Consider the following 23,909-nt stretch of genomic DNA (forward strand, 5'->3'; position numbering starts at 1 on the left):
AGGTGCGCCTCACCGACGGTGCAAGCCTCCCGGCAAGGGCAGGTGAAGCTCTCAGGTAGCGACCACGTCGTGATGACAGAGGGGGAGAACCGGCATACGCCCGCGCCCAGCACCGGTCTCCACTCCGCCCGAGAGGCTTCTCATGACCGATCTGTCATCGCTCAGCGAACTCGCCCCCCCGCCGTTCGCGACCCGTCACATCGGGCCCGACGACGCCGACCAGACCCGCATGCTGGAGGCGGTCGGATTCGCCTCCGTCGCCGACCTGGTCGCGGTGGCCGTGCCCGAGGCGATCCGTTCCTTCGCCCGGCTGGGGCTGCCCCCGGCGGCAGGAGAGTCCGAGACCCTCGCCGAGCTGCGGGTCCTCGCCGGGCGCAACACGCTGCTCACCTCGATGATCGGCCTGGGCTACCACGACACGATCACCCCGGGTGTCATCCGCCGCAACCTCCTGGAGAATCCGGGCTGGTACACCGCGTACACGCCCTACCAGCCGGAGATCTCCCAGGGCCGGCTGGAGGCCCTGATCAACTTCCAGACCGTCGTCTCCGACCTGACCGCCCTCGACGTCGCGGGGGCCTCTCTGCTGGACGAGGCCACCGCCGCGGCCGAGGCGATGACCCTGGCCCGCCGCGCGGGCCGCACCCCGTCGAAGGTGTTCGTGGTCGACGCCGACGCGCTGCCGCAGACCAAGGCGGTGTTGCGCACCCGTGCCGAGCCGCTCGGCATCGAGCTGGTCGAGAGCGACCTCACCGGGGAGCTCCCCGAGTGCTTCGGCGTGCTCGTGCAGTATCCCGGCGCCAGCGGCAGGATCCGCGACTTCCGCGCCATCGCCGACGCCGCCCACTCGCGCGGTGCCCAGGTGGTCGCCGCCGCAGACCTGCTCGCCCTCACCCTCCTGGCCGCGCCGGGCGAGCTCGGCGCCGACATCGCGGTCGGTTCCTCGCAGCGCTTCGGCGTCCCCCTGGGCTTCGGCGGTCCGCACGCCGCCTACATGGCGGTCCGTGACGGCCTCCAGCGCCAGCTGCCCGGCCGCCTGGTCGGCGTCTCCCAGGATGTCGAGGGACGTCCCGCCTACCGGCTCGCGCTCCAGACCCGCGAGCAGCACATCCGCCGCGAGAAGGCCACCAGTAACATCTGCACCGCGCAGGTGCTGCTCGCCGTGATCGCCGGCATGTACGCCGTCTACCACGGCCCCGAGGGCCTGCGCAGAATCGGCCGCCGCGTCCACCGGCACGCCGTCGTGCTCGCCGAGGGGCTGCGCCAGGGCGGCGTCGAGGTGGTCCACGACACCTTCTTCGACACCGTGCTCGCCCGCGTGCCCGGGCGTGCCGCCGGAGTCGTCGCCGCGGCCCGGGAGAACGGCGTCAACCTGCGCCTGGTCGACGCCGACCACGTGGGCGTCACCTGCGACGAGAGGACCGAGCTACTCCATCTGGAGCAGGTCCTGGCCGCCTTCGAGGTCAGCGGCACCGTGCTGGCCGACCTGGACGCCGCCGCGCACGACGCGCTGCCCGGCGCGCTGGCGCGGGTCAGCGACTACCTCACCCACCCGGTCTTCCACAGCCACCGCTCCGAGACGGCCATGCTGCGCTACCTGCGCAGGCTCCAGGACAAGGACGTCGCGCTGGACCGGTCGATGATCCCGCTGGGCTCCTGCACCATGAAGCTCAACGCGACCACCGAGATGGAGCCGATCACCTGGCCGGAGTTCGCCGGGCTGCACCCGTACGCGCCGGAGGACCAGGCGGCGGGCTACGCCGAGCTGATCGGGGAGCTGGAGCGCTGGCTGGCCGAGGTCACCGGTTATGACGCGGTGTCGATCCAGCCGAACGCCGGCTCCCAGGGCGAGTTCGCCGGTCTTCTGGCGATCCGCGCCTACCATACGGCGCGTGGCGAGTCGGATCGTGACGTCTGCCTGATCCCCTCGTCCGCGCACGGTACCAACGCCGCCAGCGCCGTGATGGCCGGCATGCGCGTCGCCGTGGTCGCCTGCGACGACAACGGCAACGTGGATCTCGACGACCTCGTCGCGAAGATCGAAAAGCACCGTGACCGGCTTGCCGCGATCATGGTGACCTACCCGTCCACGCACGGCGTGTACGAGGAGACGATCGTCGATGTCTGCGAGCTGGTGCACGAGGCCGGCGGGCAGGTCTACGTCGACGGCGCCAACCTCAACGCGCTGGTCGGCCTGGCCCGGCCGGGCGAGTTCGGGGCGGACGTCTCCCACCTCAACCTGCACAAGACCTTCTGCATCCCGCACGGCGGCGGCGGCCCCGGTGTCGGCCCGGTCGCGGTCCGCGCCCACCTGGCCGACTACCTGCCCGGTCACCCGCTGCGCGGCGGCTCGGCGGTCGGCCCGGTCTCGGCCGCCCCGTACGGCTCCGCGGGCATCCTGCCCATCTCCTGGGCCTACATCCGGATGATGGGTGCCGACGGGCTGAAGGCGGCCACCGAGCAGGCCATCCTGTCGGCCAACTACCTGGCCCGCAGGCTCGACCCCCACTACCCGGTTCTCTACACCGGCCGCGGCGGCCTCGTCGCCCACGAGTGCATCATCGATCTGCGCCAGATCACCAAGGAGACCGGGGTGACGGTCGACGACGTGGCCAAGCGCCTCGTCGACTACGGTTTCCACGCGCCGACCATGTCCTTCCCGGTGGCCGGCACGCTGATGATCGAGCCGACCGAGAGCGAGGACCTGGCCGAGCTCGACCGGTTCTGCGAGGCGATGATCGCGATTCGCGGTGAGATCGAGAAGGTCGCCTCCGGCGCCTACGACAGGGTCGACAACCCGCTGCGCAACGCCCCGCACACGGCCGGCAGCCTCGTCGCCGACGAGTGGGAGCACCCCTACACCCGCACCGAGGCGGCCTACCCGCTGCCCTCGCTGCGCGAGGGCAAGTACTGGTCGCCGGTCCGCCGCATCGACCAGGCCTACGGCGACCGCAACCTGGTGTGCTCCTGCCCTCCCCTGGAGGCGTACGAAGACTGATCCTCGCCGCGGCCCGCATCTCGCGAGAACCGCGTATTCGTAGGGAATGCGGGAGGACGGAGGACGCCCCGAGTCGTTAGGCTCGGGGCGTCTCCGTATCCGGGAAGGACCCTGCATGCCTGAGGTGGACACCCGTCCCTTGGACACCGCGCGAAGACTGGCCGAGTCCGGCGACCTCGACGGCGCCGCCGTGATCTTCGCGGAGCTGGCCGCCGACCCCGACGAGCCGGATCGGGCACAGGCGGCGGTGGGCCTCGCCGTGGTGCTCCAGGAGCGCGGAGACGTGCCGGGCTCCCGCGCGGCCGCGCGCACCGCGCTGGCGACAGGGCACCCGGAGTTCGCGGCGCAGGCCGCCTGCCTGCTCGCGGGGAGTTTCGAAAGGGAGGGGATGACCGACCAGGCCCGCGCCGCCTGGCAGGCCGCGCTGGGCGTCGGTCACCCCGCCTACGTCCCGTCGGCGCACATGGCCCTCGCCAGGCTCGCCACGGGCGCGGAGGAGGCCGAACGGTCGCTGCGTGACGCGCTGGCCACCGGAGACCCGGAGGTCGCCCCTCGTGCCGCTCAGCGGCTGGCGGAGGCGCTCATCGAGGAGAGTGAGCCGGGGGAGGCCGCCCAGGTGCTGCTGGAGGCGCTCTCGGTGCCGGACGCGGTCGAGGTGCCCAGGCTGCGGGTGATGCTCGGCATCGCCCACCTGGAGCTGGCGTGCGCCGAGTTCTCCGGCGCGATCGAGGAGGGCGGCGACGTCGAGACCGGCGCGCTGGCCATCGAGCTTTTGGCCCGTACGCTCCCGCTCAGAGGACGCGGCGAGGACGCCGAGCGCGTCTGGCGCTACGGCCTCGACAGCGCCGACGCCGACCTCGCCGGTGAGGTCCGCCTCCGCCGGGGCCGCGACGTCTGATTCCCGCGACACCCGCCCCCTGGGAGGGCTGGGCCCGGGCTCCGGGGCGTTGTCCGGCGTGACCTGACGTACCCGATGGAACGCCGGTCCCGCAGGCGGTCCGGAAAGGTCAGTCGCGCTCCCGCCGGCGGCTCAGGGCATGGGCGACGTTGATCGCGACGATGCCGCCCCAGGCCAGCAGCAGGCCGGCGCTGCCCGCCGCGGCCGCCGCGATGGCGGTCAGCGGGATGCCGATGCCCATCGAGCCGAGCGCGATCGTGATCGAGGGGTTCCCGGCCTTGCGCGGCTGCGCCCAGCGCATGCCGGTGGCGTGCATCTCGGTGTGTACCCGGTGGGCGATGGTCGCGTCCAGGCGCGACACGAACGACTCGATGAGGGCGGTCTCGTACTCCGGGCCGAGATCACGGCGGGCCTCGAGAGTGGCGCGCATGTCCTGGCGGATATCTTGGTAGTCCTGCACTCTTCGATTGTTCTCCTTCGCCCGGCCGCCGGGCATCGGTCGTTAGGACGAGATCCGTGTCCATCTCCGAGTCCGTGTCCCTCCCGGCTACCGTCCCGCCTCTGGAGATCGCGACCCCGCACGGCCCGGCCCTGGTGGAGATCGACGAGGTGGCCACTCCGCGCTTCCTGCTGGTGCTCACCCACGGCTCGGCCGGGGGAGTGGACGCCCCCGACCTGCTGGCGGTGCGGGACGCCGTGACGGCGGTCGGCGGGACCGTCGCGCGGGTGCTCCAGCCGTTCCGGATGCGCGGTGCCCGCGCGCCGGGCTCGGCGGTCAGACAGGACGAGGCATGGGAGACGCTGGTGGCCGTCCTGCGCGAGCGCTACCCGGGGCTGCCGCTCGCGCAGGGCGGGAGAAGTAACGGGGCCAGGGTCGCCTGTCGTACGGCCCGCCGGGTCGAGGCCCGTGTGGTCGTCGCGCTGGCCTTCCCGCTGCACCCGCCGGGCAGGCCGGAGCGGTCACGCGCCGGGGAGCTGCGCGCGGCGGGTGTGGACGTGCTGGTGGTGAACGGAGACCGTGACCCGTTCGGCGTGCCCGAAGCGGCGGATGCCGCGCGCCTGGTCGTGCTGCCGGGACAGGGCCACGACCTTGGGAAGGACCCCGCCAGGGTGGGTGAGGTGGTCGCCGAATGGCTCGACGCGAGGATGCGGCCGGGCCCGTGTGAGCCCGGGTGAGCTCGCGTGAATGCCGTCAGGCGACGCCGGCCAATGGCCGGTGTGGCTCGATGACGGCGCCGTCGGGGAGGAGTTCGCCGGTGTCCTCGAACAGCACCACACCGTTGCAGAGCAGGCTCCAGCCCTGCTCGGGGTGGGCCGCCATGGTGCGGGCGGCTTCGCGGTCCAGCGCCTCAGCGGGCGGACAGGACGGCTCGTGCGGGCACATCGGCGTGCCTCCGGATCTCTCGTGTCGGCTCGCCCAGGTCACGCCGGCACGGGGTGGGCATCGGACATCCGGCGGGCACCGTCACCGATGGGTCTCCGTTCCCACGCATGACGGGGGACGAGCATCTGAATGTTGACATATGGCCGTGCGAGCCCTGATAGAGCGAGGCTCGCACATCAAGCAGATCAAGTGTGCGATCGATCGCACCTCGGCGACATAGCCCGTTAGGACTGTTTGCGAACTGGTAGAGGGCCAGTCCGTCAGGGCTTTATCAGGGGATGTGACCTATAACACAGCATGCCTCATATAAGGATATTCGGCCAAGTGCGACACGCCGCGAGCCAGGTAAACGATCGGTTACAACTTCCTGACGTGCACCGATGTGGTCTTCCGCCGCTTACCGGCTACCGTGCGCCCAGGCCGGCCAGGAGTGCGTCCAGCCCGTACTCGAAATCGGCGTCCGCCCCGGGGCTGCCGCCTCCCTGTGAAGGGGGACGCCACGGCTCGTTGTCGTCGCCGGAGGGCTCGGCCCAGCCCGACTGCTGCACCTCCACCGTCACCGCGCCGAAGACATAGGCCCTCAGTGCCCGCACCGCTCCCGTCGCGTCGGCCAGCCCCGCGTCGGCCAGTTGGTCGGTCTGCTCCCTGATCGCGATCGCGGCCCGGCCCCTCGGGGGCTTGGTCAGGGCCAGCGCCAGCACCCCCGGATGCTCCCTGAGCGCGGCGCGGCTCGCCCGGCACCAGGCCCTCGCGCTCTCCTGCCAGCTCTCGCCGGGCTCGACGTGGACCGTGGTGACATGCTCGGCCAGCGCGTCCATGAGGGCGTCCTTGCCGCGGGGCAGGTGATGGTAGATGGCCATCGCCTCCACCTGGAGTGCGTCGCCCAGCCGTCGCATGGTCAGGCGCCGGAGCCCCTGGCCGTCGGCGATGTGGAGGGCGGCGTCGATGATGCGCTCCCTGGAGAGCGGGATGGGTGGTCGCTTGGCAGGCATGGGGGCATCCTGTCACCGGTGACCTTACTGCGTAAAGGAGGGCGCGCCGGACAGATCGATCCGCTTCGCGTACCACCGCTCCGTGCACGCCCGGTACCGCGAGCCGGTTCCCGGTACGGCTGATCCCGAGTACGTGAGGTGGGGATGAACGGCGTAGGCTACGACCGGTGACCTGCCGGAGGCGACCCGGCGACCGGTGAGAGAGGGCAGAAGATGGCGTTTTTCCGACCGAGCGTGAGCCGGGAGGCGGAGGTTCGCTACCACGCTGACCAGGAGGTCGGGAAGGGCTTCCCCGAGCTTCTGGAGAAGGCGCGCCTGGCCGAGGCCGGCCTGCGCCGGGCGCAGGCCGATCTGGCTCCCGTGCAGGAACTGCGAGCCGCCGGGCTGGCCTTCGACAGGGCGCTGACCGAGGCTCTGCGGGCGGCCGAGGCCAACCAGCGCGCGACGTTCGGCATCAAGTCCTACGACGACCGGATCCGCCGTCGCAAGGGCAAGGCCACCCCTCGGGGTGCCGAGTGGACCGCCGAGGTGAACCGCCTGCGCACCCTGCGCGAGCAGAACCGGCTGACCGGTATCCCCCGGGTCCCGCGCCCGGCCGTCACCGCCGCCCGCTGAGCCCGGCGCGCCGCCCGGCTCAGCGGGCGGCGTGTGTGGCGGAGGCGGTGAGCAGTCGCTGGACGCGGACGGCGGCCAGGACCGCCGCGCATCGCTCGGCCGCGTAGGTCTGAGCCATCCTGTGGTGTTCGGCGGAGAAGTCGGCCACCCCGTCGGCGACGAAGAACACCTCCACGTCGCCCATGAAGGCATCGCAGGCCGTCATCAGGCAGCCGATATGGGCGTAGATGCCGGTGACGATGAGCTGGTCGCGGCCCTGCTCGGCGAGCAGTTCACGGAGCGGAGTGCGGTGGAAGGCGCTGTAGCGCCACTTGGTGAGCCGGATGTCGGCCGGGCCTGGGGTGAGCGCGGTGACGATCTCCTGGGCGCCGGGGTCGGCACCCACTCCTGCTCCCCAGAAGTCCTCCAGCAGGCCACGTTGTGCCGAGGTCTGTCCGCCCGGCTGGGCCGAGTAGACCACCGGGATACCGAGTCGCCAGGCGGTCTCGCGGAGAGCGGTGATCGCCGAGATCAGTTCCATGATCGGCGAGGTTCCCGGCGCGAACGCGTTGACGAAGTAGTTCTGCATGTCGTGGACGAGCAGCACCGCCCGGCGGGCGTCCGGTGTCCAGGAGACGCGGTTGACCGGCATCTCGTCCTCACGGGGCATCGGATAGGGGGTGATGGTGGGTATGGCCACGGCTGCCTCTCCTTCTTGCCTTGTGCTCGGCGTCTCGACGCGTACGGGGGGTCGCCGGGAGCGCGAGTTCGTTCTGTGTGCCTTGGCGGTGGTGGTTCGGCTGGATCTTCGCGAGCGGGAGCCGGTCGGGGAGCGCACCTGTGGCCGGTCCCGCTCCGGCGGGAGGGGCTTCGGCACGGCCGGATGACCGGCGCCGGGCGGCCCGGTCGGCCTCGTCACGTCTCCGGTCTCTCTCCGGTGTAGGGGTCGGAATCCAGGTCCAGGCCGAGGGCGTGCAGGAGGGTGCGGAACTTGGCGGAGGTTTCGGCCAGTTCCTCTTCGGGGACCGATTCCGCCACGATCCCGCCGCCGGCGAACAGCCGGATGCCCGTGCCGGTCACCTCGGCACAGCGGATCGCCACCGCCCACTCGCCGTTGCCCGAGGTGTCGCACCAGCCGACCATGCCGCTGTAGAAGCCTCGGTCGAAGGGTTCGATACCGGTGATCGCGGCGCGTGCCGCGGCGGTGGGGGTGCCGCAGACCGCGGGGGTCGGGTGCAGGGCGACGGCCAGGTCGAGCGCGGTGGTCCGGGGGTCGGCGAGCCGGCCGGTGATTCTGCTGGACAGGTGCCACATGGTCGAGGTGCAGATCAGTGATGGCTCGGACGGGACGCTCAGTGCCCGGCAGTGCGGGGCGAGCGCGGCGGCCACGGCCTGGACCACGACCGCGTGCTCATGCTGGTCCTTGGCCGAACAGAGCAGCGCCGCCGCACGGCGGCGGTCCTCCGCGGGGTCGGCGCTGCGTGCGGCCGAGCCGGCCAGCGGGTTGGCGACGACGGCGGGACCGTCCCTGGAGACCAGCAGTTCCGGGCTGGCGCCCACCAGGGTTCGTCCGCCCGGCAGGTCGATGGCGAAGACGTGGCCGTGTGGATCGCGCACCGCCAGGCGCCGGACCATCGAGGCGATGTCGGCGGGTTCGGGCCTGGTCAGCTCCAGGGACCTGGCCAGTACCACCTTCTCCGCCGATCCGGTGCGGAGCAGTTCCAGTACCCGCCGGACGCCTTCCAGGTGGCCCGCGGGTGTGGGGACGGGGGTGATCCGCCACGGTCGTGTGTTCTCTCTGCGTGGCGGCTCGCCGGGCAGGAAGGGATCGGCCCAGCGGGTGCGCAGGGGAGTGATCAGGTGCGCCGAGGTGGGGTCGTCGAACGGGACCGCACCGAGGATCAGGTCGCCGTGCCCGCGTACGCTCTGGGCCAGTTCCCGCAGGGTGCGCACGGGTGGCAGCACGGCGGTGACGCCTCCGGCGAGGAGGGTGTGCCGGGGAGAGGAGAAGATCGATGAGGAGCCTGGCCGGTACTCGTCGAGAAGCTCAGTGGCGCTGACCGCCTCGTATGCGATAGTCAAAGCTGACCTTTCGGGGGATCTCAGGCCCGGAGCGTGGCGCCGCCGTCCACGTACAGGTCTTGCATGGTGATGTGCCGGGCACGGTCCGAGGCGAGGAACAGCACCGCCTCGGCGATGTCCGAGGGGTCGGCCAGCCGGCCCAGCGGAATGCCCACGCGGTAGGAGGACGGATCTCCCTCAAGCACGGTGCGGGGGTCGAGCCCCGCCTGCATCGCGGTGTCCGTCGATCCGGGCGAGACCACGTTGCAGCGGATGCCGTGGCGGGCGAGTTCCAGCCCGGCACATCGGGTGAACATGACCGCGGCGGCCTTGGAGGCCGCGTATGCCGCCATGCCGACGCGCGGCACGCCCGCGGCGTTGGAGGCCACGGTGACGATCGTCCCGCGGCCGCGGGGGATCATGCGGCGGGTCACGGCGCGGACGGTGTGGAAGACCCCGCCGGCGTTCACAGCGAACACGTGCTCCCAGTCATCGGTGCTCAGCTCGGTCACCGCGCCGGTGCGCAGTACGCCGGCGACGTTGACCAGGACACCGACCGGTCCCAGTTCGTTCTCGATCCTGCTGACGACGGCGTCAACCTGGCCGGGGTCTCTGACGTCGGCCACGTGGCGGGCGATCGGCTCTGGTCGGCTCTCCCAGGGCCCGTCGCGCACATCGACTCCGGCCACGATCATCCCGGCACGGGCGAGAGCCGTCGCGACGGCGGCTCCGATGCCTCCTGCGGCGCCCGTGACAAGGGCCACCGTCCCGGGGAGGCCAGGATGGTCTTGCCTGTTGGTCACATACACCTCACTAAAATGTTTAGGTTAGCCTTGCCTCACTTGCCCTATGTGTCAGGGGGTGTCAGTAGATGTGGAATGTGATCTGGTCATGATGATATGCCGCTTGACGCCTGCGTCAATAAGGTGAATATTAGGTGAGCCTTGCCTAATTAAAACCTGTCTCAGGAGTCCCTCGGGTCACTCGTTCGGCGCCGTGGCCAGGTCTTTCTCCGAGAGCGCCAAGTGACCCTTCGTTTTCCCCCGAATCCCTGGGGCCGGGGAGGAAACGACGGTCGTCACCTGTCCGCCCGTCGCTCGCCTGCCCTCCCTGAGAGGGGCACACGATTCCGATCTCCGGCCAGGTGCCCGGGATGTTCCCGCTGGGGGTACTCGATGACCAATCCGTTCGACGACGAGAGCGCGCCGTTCCCGGTGCTGGTGAACGCGTAGGGGCAGCACTCGCTGTGGCCCGCGTTCGCCGACGTCCCCGGGGGGCGCCCATGGTGAGGACTCCCGCGCCGGGTGCCTGGCCTACGTCGGGGGCTCCTGGAGCGACATGTGTCCCAGGAGCCTTGCCGCCGCGATGGGCGGCTGATCCCCGAGCCCCCCGCGGCCCCGCACGATCCTCGGGGCCACGAGGGCCCTCACGGCCGAGCCCAGGAGACGGCGAAGGGCGCCCTCACGGACCGGGAGGTCTCGCGGGGCGCCCTTCGAGGCGGGTCAGCTGGCCCAGTCGAGCAGCGGGCGGGTGTTGCTGGGGTGGCGGAGCTTGGAGAGCGACTCCTTCTCCAGCTGGCGGATGCGCTCGCGGGTCAGACCGAGGTGCTTGCCGATCTCGTCGAGAGTGTGGGGCTTACCGTCGATGAGACCGAAACGCAAGGCCATGATCTTGGCTTCCCGCGGGGAGAGGTTGCCGAGCACACCGCGCAACTGCTCGCCCAGCAGCTGGCGGTCGACGACCTCCGAGGCCTCGGGCGAGTCGATGTCCTCGATGAGGTCACCGATGGTGGTCTCGCCGTCCTCGCCGATGGTGGCGTTGAGGCTGATCGGCTGGCGGCTGGTGCGCAGCAGTTCCTCGATCTGGTCGGGAGTCCTGTCCAGCTCCACGGCAAGCTCGTCCGGCGTGGGCTCGCGGCCCAGGCGCTGGTGCATGTCACGCTCGATGCGCGACAGCTTGGAGAGCATCTCCAGCACGTGCACCGGCAGCCTGATGGTGCGGGCCGAGTCGGCGAAGCCACGCTGGATGGCCTGGCGGATCCACCACATCGCGTAGGTGGAGAACTTGTAGCCCTTGGTGTAGTCGAACTTCTCCACCGCGCGGATCAGACCGAGGTTGCCCTCCTGGACCACGTCGAGCAGGGCCATGCCCCGGTCCGTGTACTTCTTCGCCACGGAGACCACCAGGCGGAGGTTGGCCTCCAGCATGTGGTCCTTGGCCCGGCGGCCGTCCTCGGCGATCCACTCCAGGTCGTCGCGCATGACCGCGGACAGGCCCGGCTCGGCCTCCAGCTTGGACTCGGCGTACAGGCCGGCCTCGATGCGCTTGGCCAGCTCGACCTCCTGGGCGGCGGTGAGCAGGGTGCGACGGCCGATCGACTTCAGATAGGTGTGCACGGAGTCGCCCATGACGGAGGAGTGGTCGTCCAGGTCGAAGGTCGATTCGGTCTCCGTCTCGGCCTCCGTCTCCTCCGGGGGGTTCCACTCGTCGTCCGCCTCCGCGGCGGCGTCCTCGCCCTTGGCCACGGCCTCGGTCTTGGCCGAGGCCTTCTTCGCGGGTGCGGGCTTCGCCTTGCGGGCGGTGCTCTTGCGGGTGGTGGTCTTCGCCGTCTTGGCGGTGGCGGGGGAGAGCACGGGCTCGTTCTCGGCGGCCAGGCTGACGCCGGCCTCGGTGAGCTCTCGCAGGATCGACCTGCCCTCGGTGGGGCTGATGCCCGCCTCGGCGAAGGCGTGACGCAGCTCCGCGAGTGAAAGGTGGCCCTGAACTCGCCCTCGGTCAATGAGCTGTTCGAGGGTCGTCGGGGCTTCGGATGAGGCCGCCACGGCGGTCGGGGGCATGAGGACACCTCCTCCATCACGGAGTCGTCTGACTACGGTTTTCAGTCTTCGGGTGGGGCGGTCCGGGGCCGCTCGGCGCACCAGTACCAATAACCACAGCCAAGAACTTTCTGTTCCCGACTTGACTCGGAAAATATGATGGGTGGACCGCCCTTTCGGCGATCCACCCGCGGATGAGTGTCTGTTACGGCCCTATTCGGTCACGTCCGAGGAATCCTCGATCACGTCCGGAGGGCCCTCGACCATGGGCATCGGGAAGGGTTCGGCCTCTTCCATGCGGTGCTCCGTCCAGTAGTCGACGACCTTCTCCGGATCCGGGTTGACCTTCTCGGAGATCACATAGCTCTCCGAGGGCGGGGGCGGTGCCGTCGGCGACGGCTCCTGCGAGGGCGGGCCGCCCCGGGACGAGGACGGGGCGGGGGCGTGCGGAGCGACCGGCACCGGCTCGTCCGATGTTCCCCAGGCCCTCTCGATGCCTCCCGCCGCGGCGGCCGCCGTGACGGAGATGCCGCCGGCCAGGACCAGGCTCACGATTCCAGCCGAGACCCATGTCTTCCGGGTGACGTTCATCGGGATTGTCCTCCTGCTTCGGCTGTTCCTTGGACGTGTGACAGCGTCTTCACGGTTCCCGGCCACGACCATAACGGAGAGTCTCCAGGTCCGGCTTGCCGTTGGCCAAAAGCGGTATTTCGGTCATTATGATCAGTTCGGCGGGGGCCGCGTAGGCGGGTAGCCGCTCCTTGGTGAAGGCGCGCAACTCGGCCAGGGACGGCGGGGCCTGCGAAACGACGAAGGCCACCACCCGCTCGCCCCACTCGGGATCGGGGCGGCCGACCACGGCGACGTCGACGATCGCGGGATGCTCGGCCACCGCGGCGGCCACCGCCGCGGCGACGACCTTCTCGCCCCCGGTGTTGATGACGTCGTCGGCCCGCCCCAGCACGCGCAGCCGCCCGTCATCCAGGGTGCCCAGATCAGAGGTGAGGAACCAGTCACCGTCGCGCACGGCCTCGGTGAGGCCGCGCTGGAGCCGGTAGCCGGAGAACAGCACCGGCCCGCTCAGGCGGATCCGGCCGCCGCCGCCTATGCCGATCCCCACCCCGTCGAGGGGCTCGCCGTCGTAGACGCACCCGCCGCAGGTCTCGCTCATGCCGTATGTGGTGACCACCCGTGCGCCGGCCGCGCGGGCCGCGTCGAGCAGTTCGGGGGAAGCGGCGGCACCGCCGAGCAGGATCGTTTTGAACACCGACAGATCCGCGTGGAGCAGGCGGCGCAGCTGGGTGGGCACCAGTGAGACGTGGTCCGCACCGCTGGTGAGCACCGCCTCGGGGGAGAACCCCTCGTGCGTGATCGGTTCGGTCCCGCCCAGTAGCGACCTCACCAGAACCTGCAGGCCGGACACGTGGGAGGGGGGCAGGCAGCAGAGCCAGCGCTCGCCCGCCCCCGCGTCCAGGCGCCGCAGCGAGGCCGACGCCGAAGCCCTCAGCGCCTCGGCCGACAGTTGCACGCCTTTCGGAGTGCCGGTCGAACCGCTGGTGGCGATGACCACCGCCACCTCGGCGGGCACGCCGAGGCCGTCCTCGCGGCGGACCCCGTCGACGTGGGTCGGGCGCAGGGCCTCCAGCGTCGCCCGCAGCGCGGCGGCGGGCAGGGCGGGGGAGAGCGGCAGGATGGCCGGGCCCTGGCCGTCCAGTGCCGAGCCGACGGCCCGGAACAGCTCCGGACCCGCCGCGGACACCACGGCGTGCAGTTCTCGTTGCACGGAAAGCCACTCCTCGTGCACAGGAATGGTCATCACAGTCGTAAGGTTAGTGCCGAAAGCCGGACAACGGCCGGGGACGGCCCCGGCGCAGCGGAGGGGGCGAAGCAATCGTGGGCACGGAGAGAGTCGAGCCGGGCGCGGACGAGCAGGTGGCGGCGGAGACGACTCCCGAGCGGGACGGTGCGGTCGACTGGAAGAGGTCCGGTCAGTACGAGGACATCGTCTACGAGACCGGCGAGGGCATCGCCAAGATCACGATCAACCGTCCGGAACGGCACAACGCGTTCCGTCCGACCACGCTCTTCGAGCTCAAGGAGGCCTTCAACGCCGCCCAGGAGGACTCCGAGGTCGGTGTGATCATCTTCACCGGTGCGGGCGACAGGGCCTTCTGCTCCGGCGGCGACCAGAAGATCCGCGGTGACGACGGCTACGTCGACAAGTCCACCCCGCACGTGGGCAGGCTCAACGTGCTGGACCTGCAGGTCCAGATCCGCCGCTGCCCCAAGCCGGTCATCGCGATGATCGCCGGTTACGCCATCGGCGGCGGTCACGTGCTGCACGTGTGCTGCGACCTGTCCATCGCCGCCGACAACGCGGTCTTCGGCCAGACCGGTCCCAAGGTCGGCTCCTTCGACGGCGGCTACGGCTCCTGGCTGCTGGCCGAGACCGTGGGCCTGAAGCGGGCCCGTGAGATCTGGTACCTCTGCCGCCAGTACGACGCGCAGACCGCCCTTGACTGGGGCCTGGTCAACGCGGTCGTTCCGCTCGCCGAGCTCGAGGCCGAGACGGTCAGGTGGGCCAGGGAGATGCTGGAGAAGTCGCCGCTGGCGCTGCGCATGCTCAAGGGCGCGCTGAACGCGGTGACCGACGGTGCCGCCGGGATGCAGCAGTTCGCCGGCGACGCCACCCTGCTCTACTACATGAGCGAGGAGGCGCAGGAGGGCCGCGACGCGTTCAAGGAGAAGCGCGCCCCTGACTTCGGCAGGTTCCCGCGCCGCCCCTAGGGGCAGCGAAGGTCCGAACGGGGTCGGTCCCGAGGCGCGCCGTCCCGCGTGGGCGAGGTCGGTTTCGCGCGCCTCGGGATGGACCCACCCCCGGATGCGAAGTCAAGGAGGCGATGCGGTGAATCCCGCGACCGCGCTCGCGACCGTGCTGGTCGACGAGCTGGCCCGCTGCGGTGTCACGGACGTGGTGCTCGCGCCTGGGTCGCGCTCGGCACCGCTCGCCCTCGCCGTGCACGCCGACAGCCGTATCCGGCTGCACGTGCGGGTGGACGAGCGCTCGGCCTCCTTCCTCGCGGTGGGGCTGGCCCGTCGCAGCGAGCGGCCGGTCGTCCTGATCTGCACCTCCGGCACCGCGGCGGCCAACTTCCATCCGGCCGTCATCGAGGCGCACGAGTCGGGGGTGCCGCTGCTGGTGCTCACCGCCGACCGCCCGCCCGAGCTGCGTGACACCGGCGCGAGCCAGACCATCGACCAGATCAAGCTGTACGGCACGGCCGTCCGCTGGTTCAGCGAGGTCGGCGTGCCCGAGGAGCGGCCGGGGCAGGTCGCCTACTGGCGGTCGCTGGCCTGCCGCGCCTACCAACGCGCGCTGGGCCCCTACGACCCGGGTCCGGTCCACCTCAACGTGTCCTTCCGGGAACCGCTGATCCCTGACGGGGACCTCTCCTGGTGCGAGTCCCTGGAGAGCGACGCGCCGGGGCCGTGGATCCGCGCCAGAGTGGGCTCCCCGTCGGTGGCGCTGCATCTTCCGCCGACCCGGCGGGGCGTGCTCGTCGTCGGCGACGGCGCGACCAACGTGCGCCGATACGTGGCGGCGGCGGGCATGGCCGGGTGGCCCGTCCTGTCGGAGCCCAACGGCGGTGCCCGCTACGGAGACCACGCGATCTCCACCTATCACTTCCTCCTCGGTACCCCGGAGTTCGCCGACCGGCACCGGCCGGACGTGGTGGTCACCCTGGGCCGTCCCGGGCTGTCACGGCCGTTGCTCGACTGGCTGAGTCACGCGGACGAGCACGTCGTGGTCGCCGCCGACATGACCCGCTGGCCCGACCCGACCCGCTCGGCCACCCAGGCCGCCCAGGTGGTGGAGATCCCGATCCCGGCGGGCGACGACACGTGGCTGCACTCCTGGCGTCGCGCCGAGACGGCGGCCAGGACCGCGATCGACGACGTGCTGGACGGGGCCGGGCTCAGCGAGCCGCGCCTGGCCCGCGACCTGGTGGACGCGCTGCCCAACGGGTCCCTGCTGTTCTCCGGCTCCTCCATGCCGATCCGCGATCTCGACCAGGCGATGCGCTCCCGGCGGGGGCTGCGGATCCTGGCCAACCGGGGAGCGGCGGGAATCGACGGCGTCGTGTCGACCGCGATGGGTGCGGCCCTCGCCCACAACGGTCCCTCCTACGCCCTGATGGGCGATCTGACCTTCCTGCACGACCAGAACGGGCTGGTCCTCAGCCCTCGCGAGCCCCGCCCCGACCTCTGTCTGGTCGTGGTCAACAACGACGGCGGCGGGATCTTCTCGCTGCTTCCCCAGGCCACGCTCCGCGACCCCTTCGAGCGGATCTTCGGCACCACGCACGGGGTGGACCTGGGTTACGTGGCAGCCGCCACCGGCACGCCGTACACCTTCGTGAACGAGCCGGGCCAGCTGGTGAAGGCGCTGCGCGGTGAGGGGCTGCGCATCGTCGAGGTGCGGACGGAGCGGGAGTCCAACGCGATGCTGCACGGCATGATGCGTGACGCGGCCCATGCCGCCGTCCGCGATGTCGTCTCGTGACCCCCGCCCCCGCCCGTGTCGGCGTATGGCGAGGTCCTTCTTCGCCAAGGCGGGGCTGCGAGAGCGCGCCCAGGCCGTGACGTCCGCCTTCCGGCACGGTCTGGGGCCGGACTGACCGCGACGGCGCTGGGGGCGGAGAGGGCGGTGCGCCGGTGGGACGCCGGTGGCCGGCAGGGTGGCGGGGCGGGGCAGGAGGGAGATGACTGTCAGATCTGGGGATGTGGGGGCGCCGTCCCGAGAGGCACGGTGAGCGGGTAAGGATCCACTTCGCGGGTACCCGTTGAAGGGAAGTGCCATGCCATCGGATGTCAGCTTGAAGGCCCATGAGACGGTGGCGGGTTTCGGCACCTACGCCGAGGCCCAGCGTGCCGTGGACCAGCTCTCCGACCAGAAGTTCCCGGTCGAGCACGCCCTGATCGTCGGAGTCGGACTCCGGCTCGTCGAGAGGGTGCTCGGGCGGTTGACCTACCTTCGCGCCGCGTGGATGGGGATCGGTGCCGGTGCCTGGTTCGGCCTGCTGATCGGCCTGTTCTTCGCGATCTTCACTCCGGGGCGCTTTCCCTTCGTCCTGGTCCTGTGGGGCCTGATCTGGGGTGCCGTGGCCGGAGCGATCTTCGGGCTGATCGGTCACGCGCTCACCGGGGGCAAGCGCGACTTCCTTTCGTCGAGCTCGATCGTCGCCGATCGCTACGAGGTGCTGGTGGAGACCCCGTATGCCGCCGAGGCGCGCAGGTTGCTCAACGTGGGCATGTCCCCGCAGATGCCACAGCAGATCTGATCGGCGTTCCCTGAGCTGGGCCCGCGCCGCTGTGTCGTGCCCGCCACCTGGATCACCGGACTCACCGGGACGTGGAGCGGCCAGGCCCGAGGATCGGGGCGGCGATGCCGTCATGTCGCACAGGAGATCAGTATGCCTAAAACAGTTGGAATCGACCTCGGCACCACCAACTCGGTGATCGCCACGATGGAGGGCGACAAGCCCACGGTGATCCCCAACGCCGAGGGGGTGCGGACGACGCCTTCGGTCGTGGCGTTCACCGAGAACGGTGAGCGCCTGGTCGGGCAGCTTGCCCGCCGTCAGGCGATCCTGAACCCCAAGGGAACGATCTACTCGGCCAAGCGCTTCATCGGCCGCCGCTACGACGAGGTCACCAGCGAGCTGAACACCGTCTCCTTCGACGTCGTCCCGGGGCCGGACGGTGCCGTCCGTTTCAAGATCCACGAGAAGTTGTACGCGCCGGAGGAGATCGCCGCGGCCGTGCTGCGCAAGCTGGTGGACGACGCCTCGAAGTTCCTGGGGGAGAAGATCACCGAGGCGGTCATCACCGTGCCCGCGTACTTCAACGACTCCCAGCGCCAGGCCACCAAGGACGCGGGGAAGATCGCCGGCCTGGAGGTCCTGCGGATCGTCAACGAGCCGACCGCGGCGGCCCTCGCCTACGGCCTCGACCGCAAGGAGAACGAGACCGTGCTCGTCTTCGACCTGGGCGGTGGCACCTTCGACGTCAGCATCCTCGCCATCGGCGACGGCGTCGTCGAGGTGCGGGCGACCGCGGGCGACACCCATCTGGGCGGTGACGACTTCGACCGGCGCATCGTCGACCACCTCGCCGACGAGTTCCAGCGGGACAACGGCATCGACCTGCGCCAGGATCCCCAGGCCCTGCAGCGGCTCTTCGAGGCCGCGGAGAAGGCCAAGGTCGAGTTGTCGGCGGTCAGCCAGACGCAGGTCAGCCTGCCCTTCATCACGGCGGACGCCTCGGGCCCCAAGCACCTGAACGCCACACTGCGGCGCTCCACCTTCGAGGAGATCACCGCCGACCTGCTCGAACGGTGCAGGCCCCCCATCCAGCAGGCCATGGCCGACGCCAAGCTCACCGCCGACGACATCGACGAGGTGATCCTGGTGGGCGGCTCGACCAGGATGCCCGCGGTGCAGAGCCTGGTACGCCGCATGACGGGTGGCAAGGACCCGAACATGACGGTCAACCCCGACGAGGTCGTGGCGCTGGGGGCGGCGGTCCAGGCCGCCGTCATCAAGGGCGAGCTGAAGGACGTCGTGCTGCTGGACGTGACGCCGCTCTCCCTTGGCATCGAGACGCTCGGCGGGGTGATGACGAAGGTCATCGAGCGCAACACCACCATTCCGGCCCGCCGGTCGGAGGTGTTCAGCACCGCGGAGGACAACCAGACCGCCGTGGACGTCGCCGTGCTGCAGGGCGAGCGCGAGCGCGCCGCCGACAACCGTTCCCTCGGCCGGTTCCGGCTGGAGAACATCAGGCCCGCTCCGCGCGGCGTGCCGCAGGTCGAGGTGACCTTCGACATCGACGCCAACGGGATCCTGAACGTCTCCGCCAAGGACAAGGACACCGGCGCCGAGCAGCGCATCACGATCAGCGAGAGCTCGAACCTGGACACCGGTGAGGTCGAGCGGATGGTCGCCGACGCCGAGCGGCACCGCGAGGAGGACCAGCGGATGCGGCAGGTCATCGACGCGCGCAACGAGCTCGACAGTGCCGCCTACCAGGTGGAGCACCGCCTGGCCGAGCTGGGTGAGTCGGTACCCGTCCACGAGAAGGCGCGGGGCGAGATGCTGGTGAACGACGCCCGTGAGGCGATCAAGCAGGAGGCCCCGCTCGACCGGGTCCGCTCGCTCACCGCCGAGCTCCAGCAGGTCTACCACAGCCTCGGCGCGTCGGCCTCCGGCGCTTCCGGCCCGGGCGCCCCGGGAAAGGGCGCCTCCGGGGCGCCGGGCGGCCAGCCGGGTGCCGGCGGGAACGACGACGTCATCGACGCGGAGTTCACGACCGATGAGTGAGACAGCCGGGCAGGGCGGCCACGTCCCCGGTCAGGAGCCGCGGGCCCAGGGGCGGCATGGCGCCGAGGGGTCACCCAAGGGCCAGAACCGGCACGGCGGCCAGGAGGAGCACGGTAGGAAGAACCATGCGCAAGGGACGCGCAAGGAGGCGCACGGTCAAGAACAGCCCGGTCAAGGACCGCATGCCCAGGAGGCGCGCGGCGAGGCGGAGGTCGCCCCGGCCGACCTCCAGGCCCGGGTCGAGGAGCTCCAGGCCCTGGTGACCGACCTGCAGGACCGCTGGCGGCGCGCCCTCGCCGACCTCGACAACCTGCGCAAGCGCGTCAGCAGGGACACCGGGCGGATGCGGGAGGAGGAGCGGGCGCGGGCCGCCACCGAATGGCTGCCCGTGCTGGACAATCTGGACCGGGCACTGGAGCACGCGGAGACCGACCCCGCCTCCATCGTCGACGGGATGCGGGCGATCAGGGACCAGGCGCAGGAGGTGCTCTCCCGCCTCGGCTACCCGCGCCGCGACGACGCCGGCGCCGCGTTCGACCCGGCCAGGCACGAGGCGGTGGCCGTGCTCCCGCAGGAGGGCGTGCCCGACGGCACGGTCCTGCAGGTGGTGCGGCCCGGCTACGGAGACGGCGAACAACAGCTACGGCCCGCGCTGGTCGTGGTGGCCAAGGGGGAATGATGCCCCCCGACCGCGACTTCTACGAGATCCTCGGAGTGCAGCGGGGCGCGAGCCAGGAGGAGATCCAGCGCGCCTACCGCAAGCTGGCGCGGGTCAACCACCCCGACGTCAACAAGGACCCGGCCGCCGAGGACCGCTTCAAGGAGGTCTCCGAGGCCTACAGCGTGCTGTCCGACCCCGCGACCCGGCGCCGCTACGACGCGTTCGGGCCGAACTTCCGCCAGGTGCCCGAGGACGTGGACCCCGAGACGTGGGCGCGCGCCCAGGGCCGCCGTACGCGGGCCGGCGCGGGTGCGGGCCGTGCCGGCCCGGGCAGGGCCACCGGGCAGGCCGGTTTCGGGGAGGGGATCGATCTCGACGACCTTCTCGAAGGGCTGTTCTCCGGACGGGGAGCGCGGGGAGGCAGGGCCGGTGGCGGCTGGGGGCCGATCCCCGGCGCCGACCAGGAGGCCGAGATCGAGCTGAGCGTCGAGGACGCCTACCGGGGCGGCCGCCGCTCGATCACCGTCGGCTCGCGCACGCTGCGGATCGAGATTCCCGCGGGTGTCTCCGACGGGCAGCGCATCAGGCTGGCCGGACAGGGCGGAAGGGGCGGCGACGGGGCACCCTCGGGCGACCTCTACCTGATCGTCAGGATCGCGCCGCACCCCCGGTACCGGGTCGAGGGGCGAGACATCCACGTCCTGCTCCAGGTCACCCCGTGGGAGGCGGCGCTCGGTGCCACCGTCGCGGTCGAGACCCCCGCGGGCGAGGCCAAGGTCAAGGTGCCGGCGGGCACCTCCAGCGGTAAGCGGCTGCGGCTGCGCGGCAGGGGGATGCCCGGTCCCCAGCACAAGGCGGGCGACCTGTACGCCGAGGTACGGATCATGGTTCCGGCCCGGCTGTCGGAGGAGGAGCGGCGGCTGTTCGAGCAGCTCGCCGCTGTCTCCACGTTCGATCCGAGGAGACAGCGATGACCCACCCCTTCCCGGAGCGCAGGCCGCCCCACCCGGGGGCGCGGACCTCCGGCCCTCGGGGGGCGGCCTCGGCAGGGGGCTCGGTCTCCCGCCCGGGGAGGGCGCCCGGCGGAGCGGAGCGGACCTATCAGCTCACCAGGCCCGAGCGCCTGGATCTGGAGACGTTCGCCAGGGCGACGGGGACCCACCCCGAGCTGGTGCGGCGCCTCGTCGCGCTGGGCCTGCTCGATGCCGGGACCGACTCCGCCGGGCAGCTGTGGTTCCCGCCTCCCGAAGTGTTCACCATGGCGCGGATCCGGCGGCTGCGGGCCGGGTTCTCGATCAACTATGCCGCGCTCGGCCTCGTGCTGGACCTGCTGGACCGCATCGCCCAGCTGGAGGCCGCCCAGCGTGGGCGTTCCCGACTCACCGGAGGCTCGCCGTGGACATGAACCAGCTGACCCAGAAGTCGCAGGAGGCGCTGCACGACGCGCAGACCAAGGCCCTGCGCTTCGGGCACACCGAGGTGGACGGCGAGCACCTGCTGCTGGCGTTGCTCGACCAGCCGGAGGGGCTGATACCCCGCCTGCTCTCGTACGCGAACGTCGACACCGACAGGCTCAGGGACGATCTGGAGGCAGAGCTGGGCCGCCGCCCCAAGGTGAGCGGCCCCGGCGCCGCGCCGGGCCAGGTCTATGTGACGCAGCGGCTCTCCCGCCTGCTGGACACGGCCAAGCGGGAGGCCGACCGGCTCAAGGACGAGTACGTGTCGGTGGAGCACCTGCTCATCGCCCTGCTTGAGGAGGGCAGTTCGAGCTCCGCCGGCAGACTGCTGCACGATCAGGGGCTGACCAGGGACGGCTTCCTCAAGGCGCTCACCGCGGTCCGCGGCAACCAGCGGGTGACGTCCGCGATGCCCGAGGTGGCGTACGAGGCGCTGGAGAAGTACGGGCGCGACCTGGTGGCCGACGCGCTGTCGGGCAAGCTCGACCCGGTCATCGGGCGCGACGCCGAGATCCGCCGCGTCGTCCAGATCCTGTCCCGCAAGACGAAGAACAACCCCGTCCTGGTCGGTGACCCCGGTGTCGGCAAGACCGCCATCGTGGAGGGACTCGCGCAGCGGATCAGTCACGGGGACGTGCCGGAGGGACTCAAGGGCAAGACGGTCTTCAGCCTCGACATGGGTTCGCTGGTGGCCGGGGCCAAGTACCGGGGCGAGTTCGAGGAGCGCCTCAAGGCCGTGCTCAACGAGGTCAAGGCCGCCGAGGGGCGGATTCTGCTCTTCGTCGACGAGTTGCACACCGTGGTGGGCGCCGGAGCGGCCGAGGGCGCCATGGACGCGGGCAACATGCTCAAGCCCATGCTGGCCCGCGGCGAGCTGCATATGATCGGGGCGACGACCCTCAGCGAGTACCGCAAGCACATCGAGAAGGACGCCGCACTGGAGCGCCGGTTCCAGCCGGTGATGGTCGAGGAGCCCTCGGTCGAGGACGCCATCTCCATCCTGCGAGGCCTGCGCGAGCGCCTGGAGATCTTTCACGGGGTGAAGATCCAGGACAGCGCGCTGGTGGCCGCCGTCGTGCTGAGCCACCGCTACATCTCCGACCGTTTCCTGCCGGACAAGGCCATCGACCTGGTGGACGAGGCGTGCGCGATGCTCCGTACGGAGATCGACTCGATGCCCGCCGCGCTCGACGAGCTCACCCGCAGGGTGATGCGCCTGGAGATCGAGGAGGCCGCGCTCGCCAAGGAGGAGGATCTCGCGAGCGGAGTCCGCCTGGAGGAACTGCGCGCGGAGCTCGCCGACGTGCGCGCCGAGGCCGACGCCATGCGGGCGCAGTGGGAGGCCGAGCGGCACGCGCTACGCGCCGTCCAGAGCCTGCGCGAGGAGATCGAGCACGTACGCGCCGACGCCGAGCGGGCCGAACGCGACTACGACCTCAACCGTGCCGCGGAGCTGCGGCACGGCAGGCTGCCCGAGCTGGAGCGGCGGCTGGAGGCGGAGGAGGAGCGTCTGCTCTCCAAGCAGGGGACGGCGCGCCTGCTGCGCGAGGTCGTTACCGACGACGAGATCTCGATGATCGTCTCCCGGTGGACGGGCATCCCGGTGAGCCGCCTGCAGGAGGGCGAGCGGGAGAAGCTCCTGCGGCTCGACGAGGTCCTGCACGAGCGGGTGATCGGCCAGGACGAGGCGGTGCGGCTGGTGGCCGACGCCGTCATCCGGGCCCGTTCCGGCATCAAGGACCCGCGTCGCCCGATCGGGTCGTTCATCTTCCTGGGGCCGACGGGCGTCGGCAAGACCGAGCTGGCCAAGGCGCTCGCGGAGGCGCTCTTCGACACCGAGGACAACATGATCCGCATCGACATGAGCGAGTACCAGGAGCGGCACACGGTCAGCCGCCTCGTCGGCGCGCCCCCCGGCTACGTGGGGTACGAGGAGGGCGGCCAGCTGACCGAGGCCGTGCGGCGCAAGCCGTACTCCGTGGTGCTCTTCGACGAGGTGGAGAAGGCGCACGCGGATGTCTTCAACACTCTGCTGCAGGTGCTGGACGATGGGCGGCTCACCGACGCGCAGGGCAGGACCGTCGACTTCCGCAACACGGTCCTGATCATGACCTCCAACATCGGCTCCGTCTACCTCCTCGACGGCGTCACACCGAGCGGAGAGATCGAGGAGGAGGCGCAGCAGCGGGTGATGGCCGAGCTGCGCGCGCACTTCCGCCCCGAGTTCCTCAACCGCGTCGACGACATCGTGATCTTCAAGCCGCTCACCATGGAGGAGATCGAGCGCATCGTCGGCCTGATGTTCGGCGAGTTGCGGACCCGTCTCGAACAGCGGGGGATCCGGCTGGACGTCACCGAGGCGGCACTGAGGTACATCGCCGAGCGAGGCTACGACCCGGTGTACGGCGCCCGCCCGCTGCGCCGGTTCATCTCCAGGGAGGTCGAGACGCGCATCGGCCGCGCGCTGCTGTCCGGGGAGGCGTACGAGGGGGGCGTGGTCCGGGTCGATCTCGCCGAGGGTGATCTGGACGTCACCTACCAATGAGGAAAACCAGCAATGTCGCCAAATATCGCGTAATGCCGTAATTGCAGGAAGAGGAGCCGGATCGCCGAGGATCTCGCCGGCCGGGTGAAACCCGTCAAGGTGGACGTGGACAGGGCGCCCG

21 protein-coding genes and 1 pseudogene are annotated in these 23,909 nt (G+C 70.9%); 13 read left to right on the forward strand and 9 right to left on the reverse strand.

The window, feature by feature from the left end; all coding sequences use genetic code 11:
• The first annotated feature begins 142 nt into the window (after positions 1-142).
• Both gcvP and IG98_RS0121850 read left to right on the forward strand, forming a co-directional pair.
• Positions 143-2,998, forward strand: a complete 2,856-nt coding sequence (gene gcvP, locus IG98_RS0121845; RefSeq protein ID WP_030915030.1) for an aminomethyl-transferring glycine dehydrogenase — start codon at positions 143-145, stop codon at positions 2,996-2,998.
• Between the two features lie 115 nt (positions 2,999-3,113).
• On the forward strand, positions 3,114-3,896 hold the full coding sequence (locus tag IG98_RS0121850) for a tetratricopeptide repeat protein (RefSeq protein ID WP_030915032.1): 783 nt from the start codon (positions 3,114-3,116) through the stop codon (positions 3,894-3,896).
• 109 nt (positions 3,897-4,005) lie between these two features.
• Here IG98_RS0121850 and IG98_RS0121855 read toward each other — a convergent pair whose 3' ends face one another.
• Positions 4,006-4,326, reverse strand: coding sequence for a hypothetical protein (locus tag IG98_RS0121855; protein WP_157594448.1), 321 nt, complete (start codon positions 4,324-4,326; stop codon positions 4,006-4,008).
• Between the two features lie 131 nt (positions 4,327-4,457).
• Here IG98_RS0121855 and IG98_RS0121860 point away from each other — a divergent pair, with 131 nt between their 5' ends.
• On the forward strand, positions 4,458-5,072 hold the full coding sequence (locus tag IG98_RS0121860) for an alpha/beta hydrolase family protein (RefSeq protein ID WP_030915035.1): 615 nt from the start codon (positions 4,458-4,460) through the stop codon (positions 5,070-5,072).
• A gap of 16 nt (positions 5,073-5,088) precedes the next feature.
• Here the strand turns inward: IG98_RS0121860 and IG98_RS0121865 are convergent, their stop codons facing one another.
• Together IG98_RS0121865 and IG98_RS0121870 are read right to left on the reverse strand one after the other, a co-directional pair.
• Positions 5,089-5,280: a DUF5999 family protein gene (locus IG98_RS0121865; RefSeq protein ID WP_030915037.1), complete on the reverse strand. Its 192-nt coding sequence runs from the start codon at positions 5,278-5,280 to the stop codon at positions 5,089-5,091.
• A gap of 404 nt (positions 5,281-5,684) precedes the next feature.
• Positions 5,685-6,272 (reverse strand): TetR/AcrR family transcriptional regulator C-terminal domain-containing protein, encoded by a 588-nt coding sequence (locus tag IG98_RS0121870; RefSeq protein ID WP_030915039.1) that lies wholly within the window; start codon positions 6,270-6,272, stop codon positions 5,685-5,687.
• A gap of 213 nt (positions 6,273-6,485) precedes the next feature.
• On the opposite strand from IG98_RS0121870, the gene IG98_RS0121875 reads away from it, so the two are divergent.
• On the forward strand, positions 6,486-6,887 hold the full coding sequence (locus tag IG98_RS0121875; RefSeq protein ID WP_030915041.1) for a hypothetical protein: 402 nt from the start codon (positions 6,486-6,488) through the stop codon (positions 6,885-6,887).
• A gap of 19 nt (positions 6,888-6,906) precedes the next feature.
• Here IG98_RS0121875 and IG98_RS0121880 read toward each other — a convergent pair whose 3' ends face one another.
• The 3 genes from IG98_RS0121880 to IG98_RS0121890 all read right to left on the reverse strand — a co-directional run bounded on the left by IG98_RS0121880 (position 6,907) and on the right by IG98_RS0121890 (position 9,730).
• The gene (locus tag IG98_RS0121880) at positions 6,907-7,566 is read right to left on the reverse strand and encodes an isochorismatase family protein (protein ID WP_063766257.1); all 660 of its coding nucleotides are present in this window, start codon (positions 7,564-7,566) and stop codon (positions 6,907-6,909) included.
• Positions 7,567-7,781: 215 nt separating this feature from the next.
• On the reverse strand, positions 7,782-8,948 hold the full coding sequence (locus IG98_RS0121885; RefSeq protein WP_030915045.1) for an isochorismate synthase: 1,167 nt from the start codon (positions 8,946-8,948) through the stop codon (positions 7,782-7,784).
• A 20-nt stretch (positions 8,949-8,968) separates the two neighbouring features.
• The gene (locus IG98_RS0121890) at positions 8,969-9,730 is read right to left on the reverse strand and encodes a 2,3-dihydro-2,3-dihydroxybenzoate dehydrogenase (RefSeq protein WP_030915048.1); all 762 of its coding nucleotides are present in this window, start codon (positions 9,728-9,730) and stop codon (positions 8,969-8,971) included.
• 372 nt (positions 9,731-10,102) lie between these two features.
• On the opposite strand from IG98_RS0121890, the pseudogene IG98_RS48915 reads away from it, so the two are divergent.
• Positions 10,103-10,304, forward strand: a pseudogene (locus IG98_RS48915) (MbtH family protein).
• 125 nt (positions 10,305-10,429) lie between these two features.
• Here IG98_RS48915 and IG98_RS0121900 read toward each other — a convergent pair.
• The 3 genes from IG98_RS0121900 to IG98_RS0121910 all read right to left on the reverse strand — a co-directional run bounded on the left by IG98_RS0121900 (position 10,430) and on the right by IG98_RS0121910 (position 13,559).
• On the reverse strand, positions 10,430-11,764 hold the full coding sequence (locus tag IG98_RS0121900) for an RNA polymerase sigma factor (protein ID WP_030915051.1): 1,335 nt from the start codon (positions 11,762-11,764) through the stop codon (positions 10,430-10,432).
• A 192-nt stretch (positions 11,765-11,956) separates the two neighbouring features.
• Positions 11,957-12,334 carry a hypothetical protein gene (locus IG98_RS0121905; protein WP_030915055.1) on the reverse strand — a complete coding sequence of 126 codons (378 nt, stop codon included), beginning with the start codon at positions 12,332-12,334 and terminating at the stop codon, positions 11,957-11,959.
• A gap of 49 nt (positions 12,335-12,383) precedes the next feature.
• Complete coding sequence (locus IG98_RS0121910; RefSeq protein ID WP_051752600.1) at positions 12,384-13,559, reverse strand: AMP-binding protein; 1,176 nt, start codon at positions 13,557-13,559, stop codon at positions 12,384-12,386.
• Positions 13,560-13,675: 116 nt separating this feature from the next.
• Between IG98_RS0121910 and menB the strand changes: the two genes are divergently transcribed.
• From menB to clpB, 8 genes are all read left to right on the forward strand, one after another.
• Complete coding sequence (gene menB / locus IG98_RS0121915; RefSeq protein ID WP_051752699.1) at positions 13,676-14,530, forward strand: 1,4-dihydroxy-2-naphthoyl-CoA synthase; 855 nt, start codon at positions 13,676-13,678, stop codon at positions 14,528-14,530.
• Between the two features lie 118 nt (positions 14,531-14,648).
• Complete coding sequence (gene menD / locus IG98_RS0121920; protein WP_030915065.1) at positions 14,649-16,307, forward strand: 2-succinyl-5-enolpyruvyl-6-hydroxy-3-cyclohexene-1-carboxylic-acid synthase; 1,659 nt, start codon at positions 14,649-14,651, stop codon at positions 16,305-16,307.
• A gap of 295 nt (positions 16,308-16,602) precedes the next feature.
• Positions 16,603-17,085, forward strand: coding sequence for a general stress protein (locus IG98_RS0121925; RefSeq protein ID WP_030915068.1), 483 nt, complete (start codon positions 16,603-16,605; stop codon positions 17,083-17,085).
• A 132-nt stretch (positions 17,086-17,217) separates the two neighbouring features.
• Positions 17,218-19,125 (forward strand): molecular chaperone DnaK, encoded by a 1,908-nt coding sequence (gene dnaK / locus IG98_RS0121930; RefSeq protein WP_030915071.1) that lies wholly within the window; start codon positions 17,218-17,220, stop codon positions 19,123-19,125.
• Positions 19,118-19,804 (forward strand): nucleotide exchange factor GrpE, encoded by a 687-nt coding sequence (locus IG98_RS0121935; protein WP_084195549.1) that lies wholly within the window; start codon positions 19,118-19,120, stop codon positions 19,802-19,804. The genes dnaK and IG98_RS0121935 overlap by 8 nt, the downstream gene beginning before the upstream one ends.
• Positions 19,801-20,760, forward strand: coding sequence for a DnaJ C-terminal domain-containing protein (locus IG98_RS0121940; RefSeq protein ID WP_030915077.1), 960 nt, complete (start codon positions 19,801-19,803; stop codon positions 20,758-20,760). Before IG98_RS0121935 ends, IG98_RS0121940 begins: the two co-directional genes overlap by 4 nt.
• Entirely contained in the window at positions 20,757-21,191 is a 435-nt protein-coding gene (locus IG98_RS48920) for a chaperone modulator CbpM (RefSeq protein ID WP_084195550.1), read from the forward strand. The genes IG98_RS0121940 and IG98_RS48920 overlap by 4 nt, the downstream gene beginning before the upstream one ends.
• Entirely contained in the window at positions 21,188-23,788 is a 2,601-nt protein-coding gene (clpB, locus tag IG98_RS0121950; RefSeq protein ID WP_211264062.1) for an ATP-dependent chaperone ClpB, read from the forward strand. The genes IG98_RS48920 and clpB overlap by 4 nt, the downstream gene beginning before the upstream one ends.
• Positions 23,789-23,909: the final 121 nt, after the last annotated feature.

It is taken from the genome of Streptosporangium amethystogenes, assembly GCF_000721075.1.
GTDB classification, from domain to species: Bacteria; Actinomycetota; Actinomycetes; order Streptosporangiales; family Streptosporangiaceae; genus Streptosporangium; species Streptosporangium amethystogenes.

Coding starts and splice junctions, on each gene's coding strand:
- IG98_RS0121875 (WP_030915041.1), top strand. CDS start 6,486: ATGGCGTTTTTCCGACCGAGCGTGAGCCGGGAGGCGGAGGTTCGCTAC.
- IG98_RS0121905 (WP_030915055.1), bottom strand. CDS start 12,334: ATGAACGTCACCCGGAAGACATGGGTCTCGGCTGGAATCGTGAGCCTG.
- IG98_RS0121865 (WP_030915037.1), bottom strand. CDS start 5,280: ATGTGCCCGCACGAGCCGTCCTGTCCGCCCGCTGAGGCGCTGGACCGC.
- clpB (WP_211264062.1), top strand. CDS start 21,188: ATGAACCAGCTGACCCAGAAGTCGCAGGAGGCGCTGCACGACGCGCAG.
- IG98_RS0121935 (WP_084195549.1), top strand. CDS start 19,118: ATGAGTGAGACAGCCGGGCAGGGCGGCCACGTCCCCGGTCAGGAGCCG.
- dnaK (WP_030915071.1), top strand. CDS start 17,218: ATGCCTAAAACAGTTGGAATCGACCTCGGCACCACCAACTCGGTGATC.
- IG98_RS0121940 (WP_030915077.1), top strand. CDS start 19,801: ATGATGCCCCCCGACCGCGACTTCTACGAGATCCTCGGAGTGCAGCGG.
- IG98_RS0121850 (WP_030915032.1), top strand. CDS start 3,114: ATGCCTGAGGTGGACACCCGTCCCTTGGACACCGCGCGAAGACTGGCC.
- IG98_RS0121855 (WP_157594448.1), bottom strand. CDS start 4,326: ATGCGCGCCACTCTCGAGGCCCGCCGTGATCTCGGCCCGGAGTACGAG.
- IG98_RS0121925 (WP_030915068.1), top strand. CDS start 16,603: ATGCCATCGGATGTCAGCTTGAAGGCCCATGAGACGGTGGCGGGTTTC.
- IG98_RS48920 (WP_084195550.1), top strand. CDS start 20,757: ATGACCCACCCCTTCCCGGAGCGCAGGCCGCCCCACCCGGGGGCGCGG.
- IG98_RS0121870 (WP_030915039.1), bottom strand. CDS start 6,272: ATGCCTGCCAAGCGACCACCCATCCCGCTCTCCAGGGAGCGCATCATC.
- gcvP (WP_030915030.1), top strand. CDS start 143: ATGACCGATCTGTCATCGCTCAGCGAACTCGCCCCCCCGCCGTTCGCG.
- IG98_RS0121910 (WP_051752600.1), bottom strand. CDS start 13,559: ATGACCATTCCTGTGCACGAGGAGTGGCTTTCCGTGCAACGAGAACTG.
- IG98_RS0121900 (WP_030915051.1), bottom strand. CDS start 11,764: ATGCCCCCGACCGCCGTGGCGGCCTCATCCGAAGCCCCGACGACCCTC.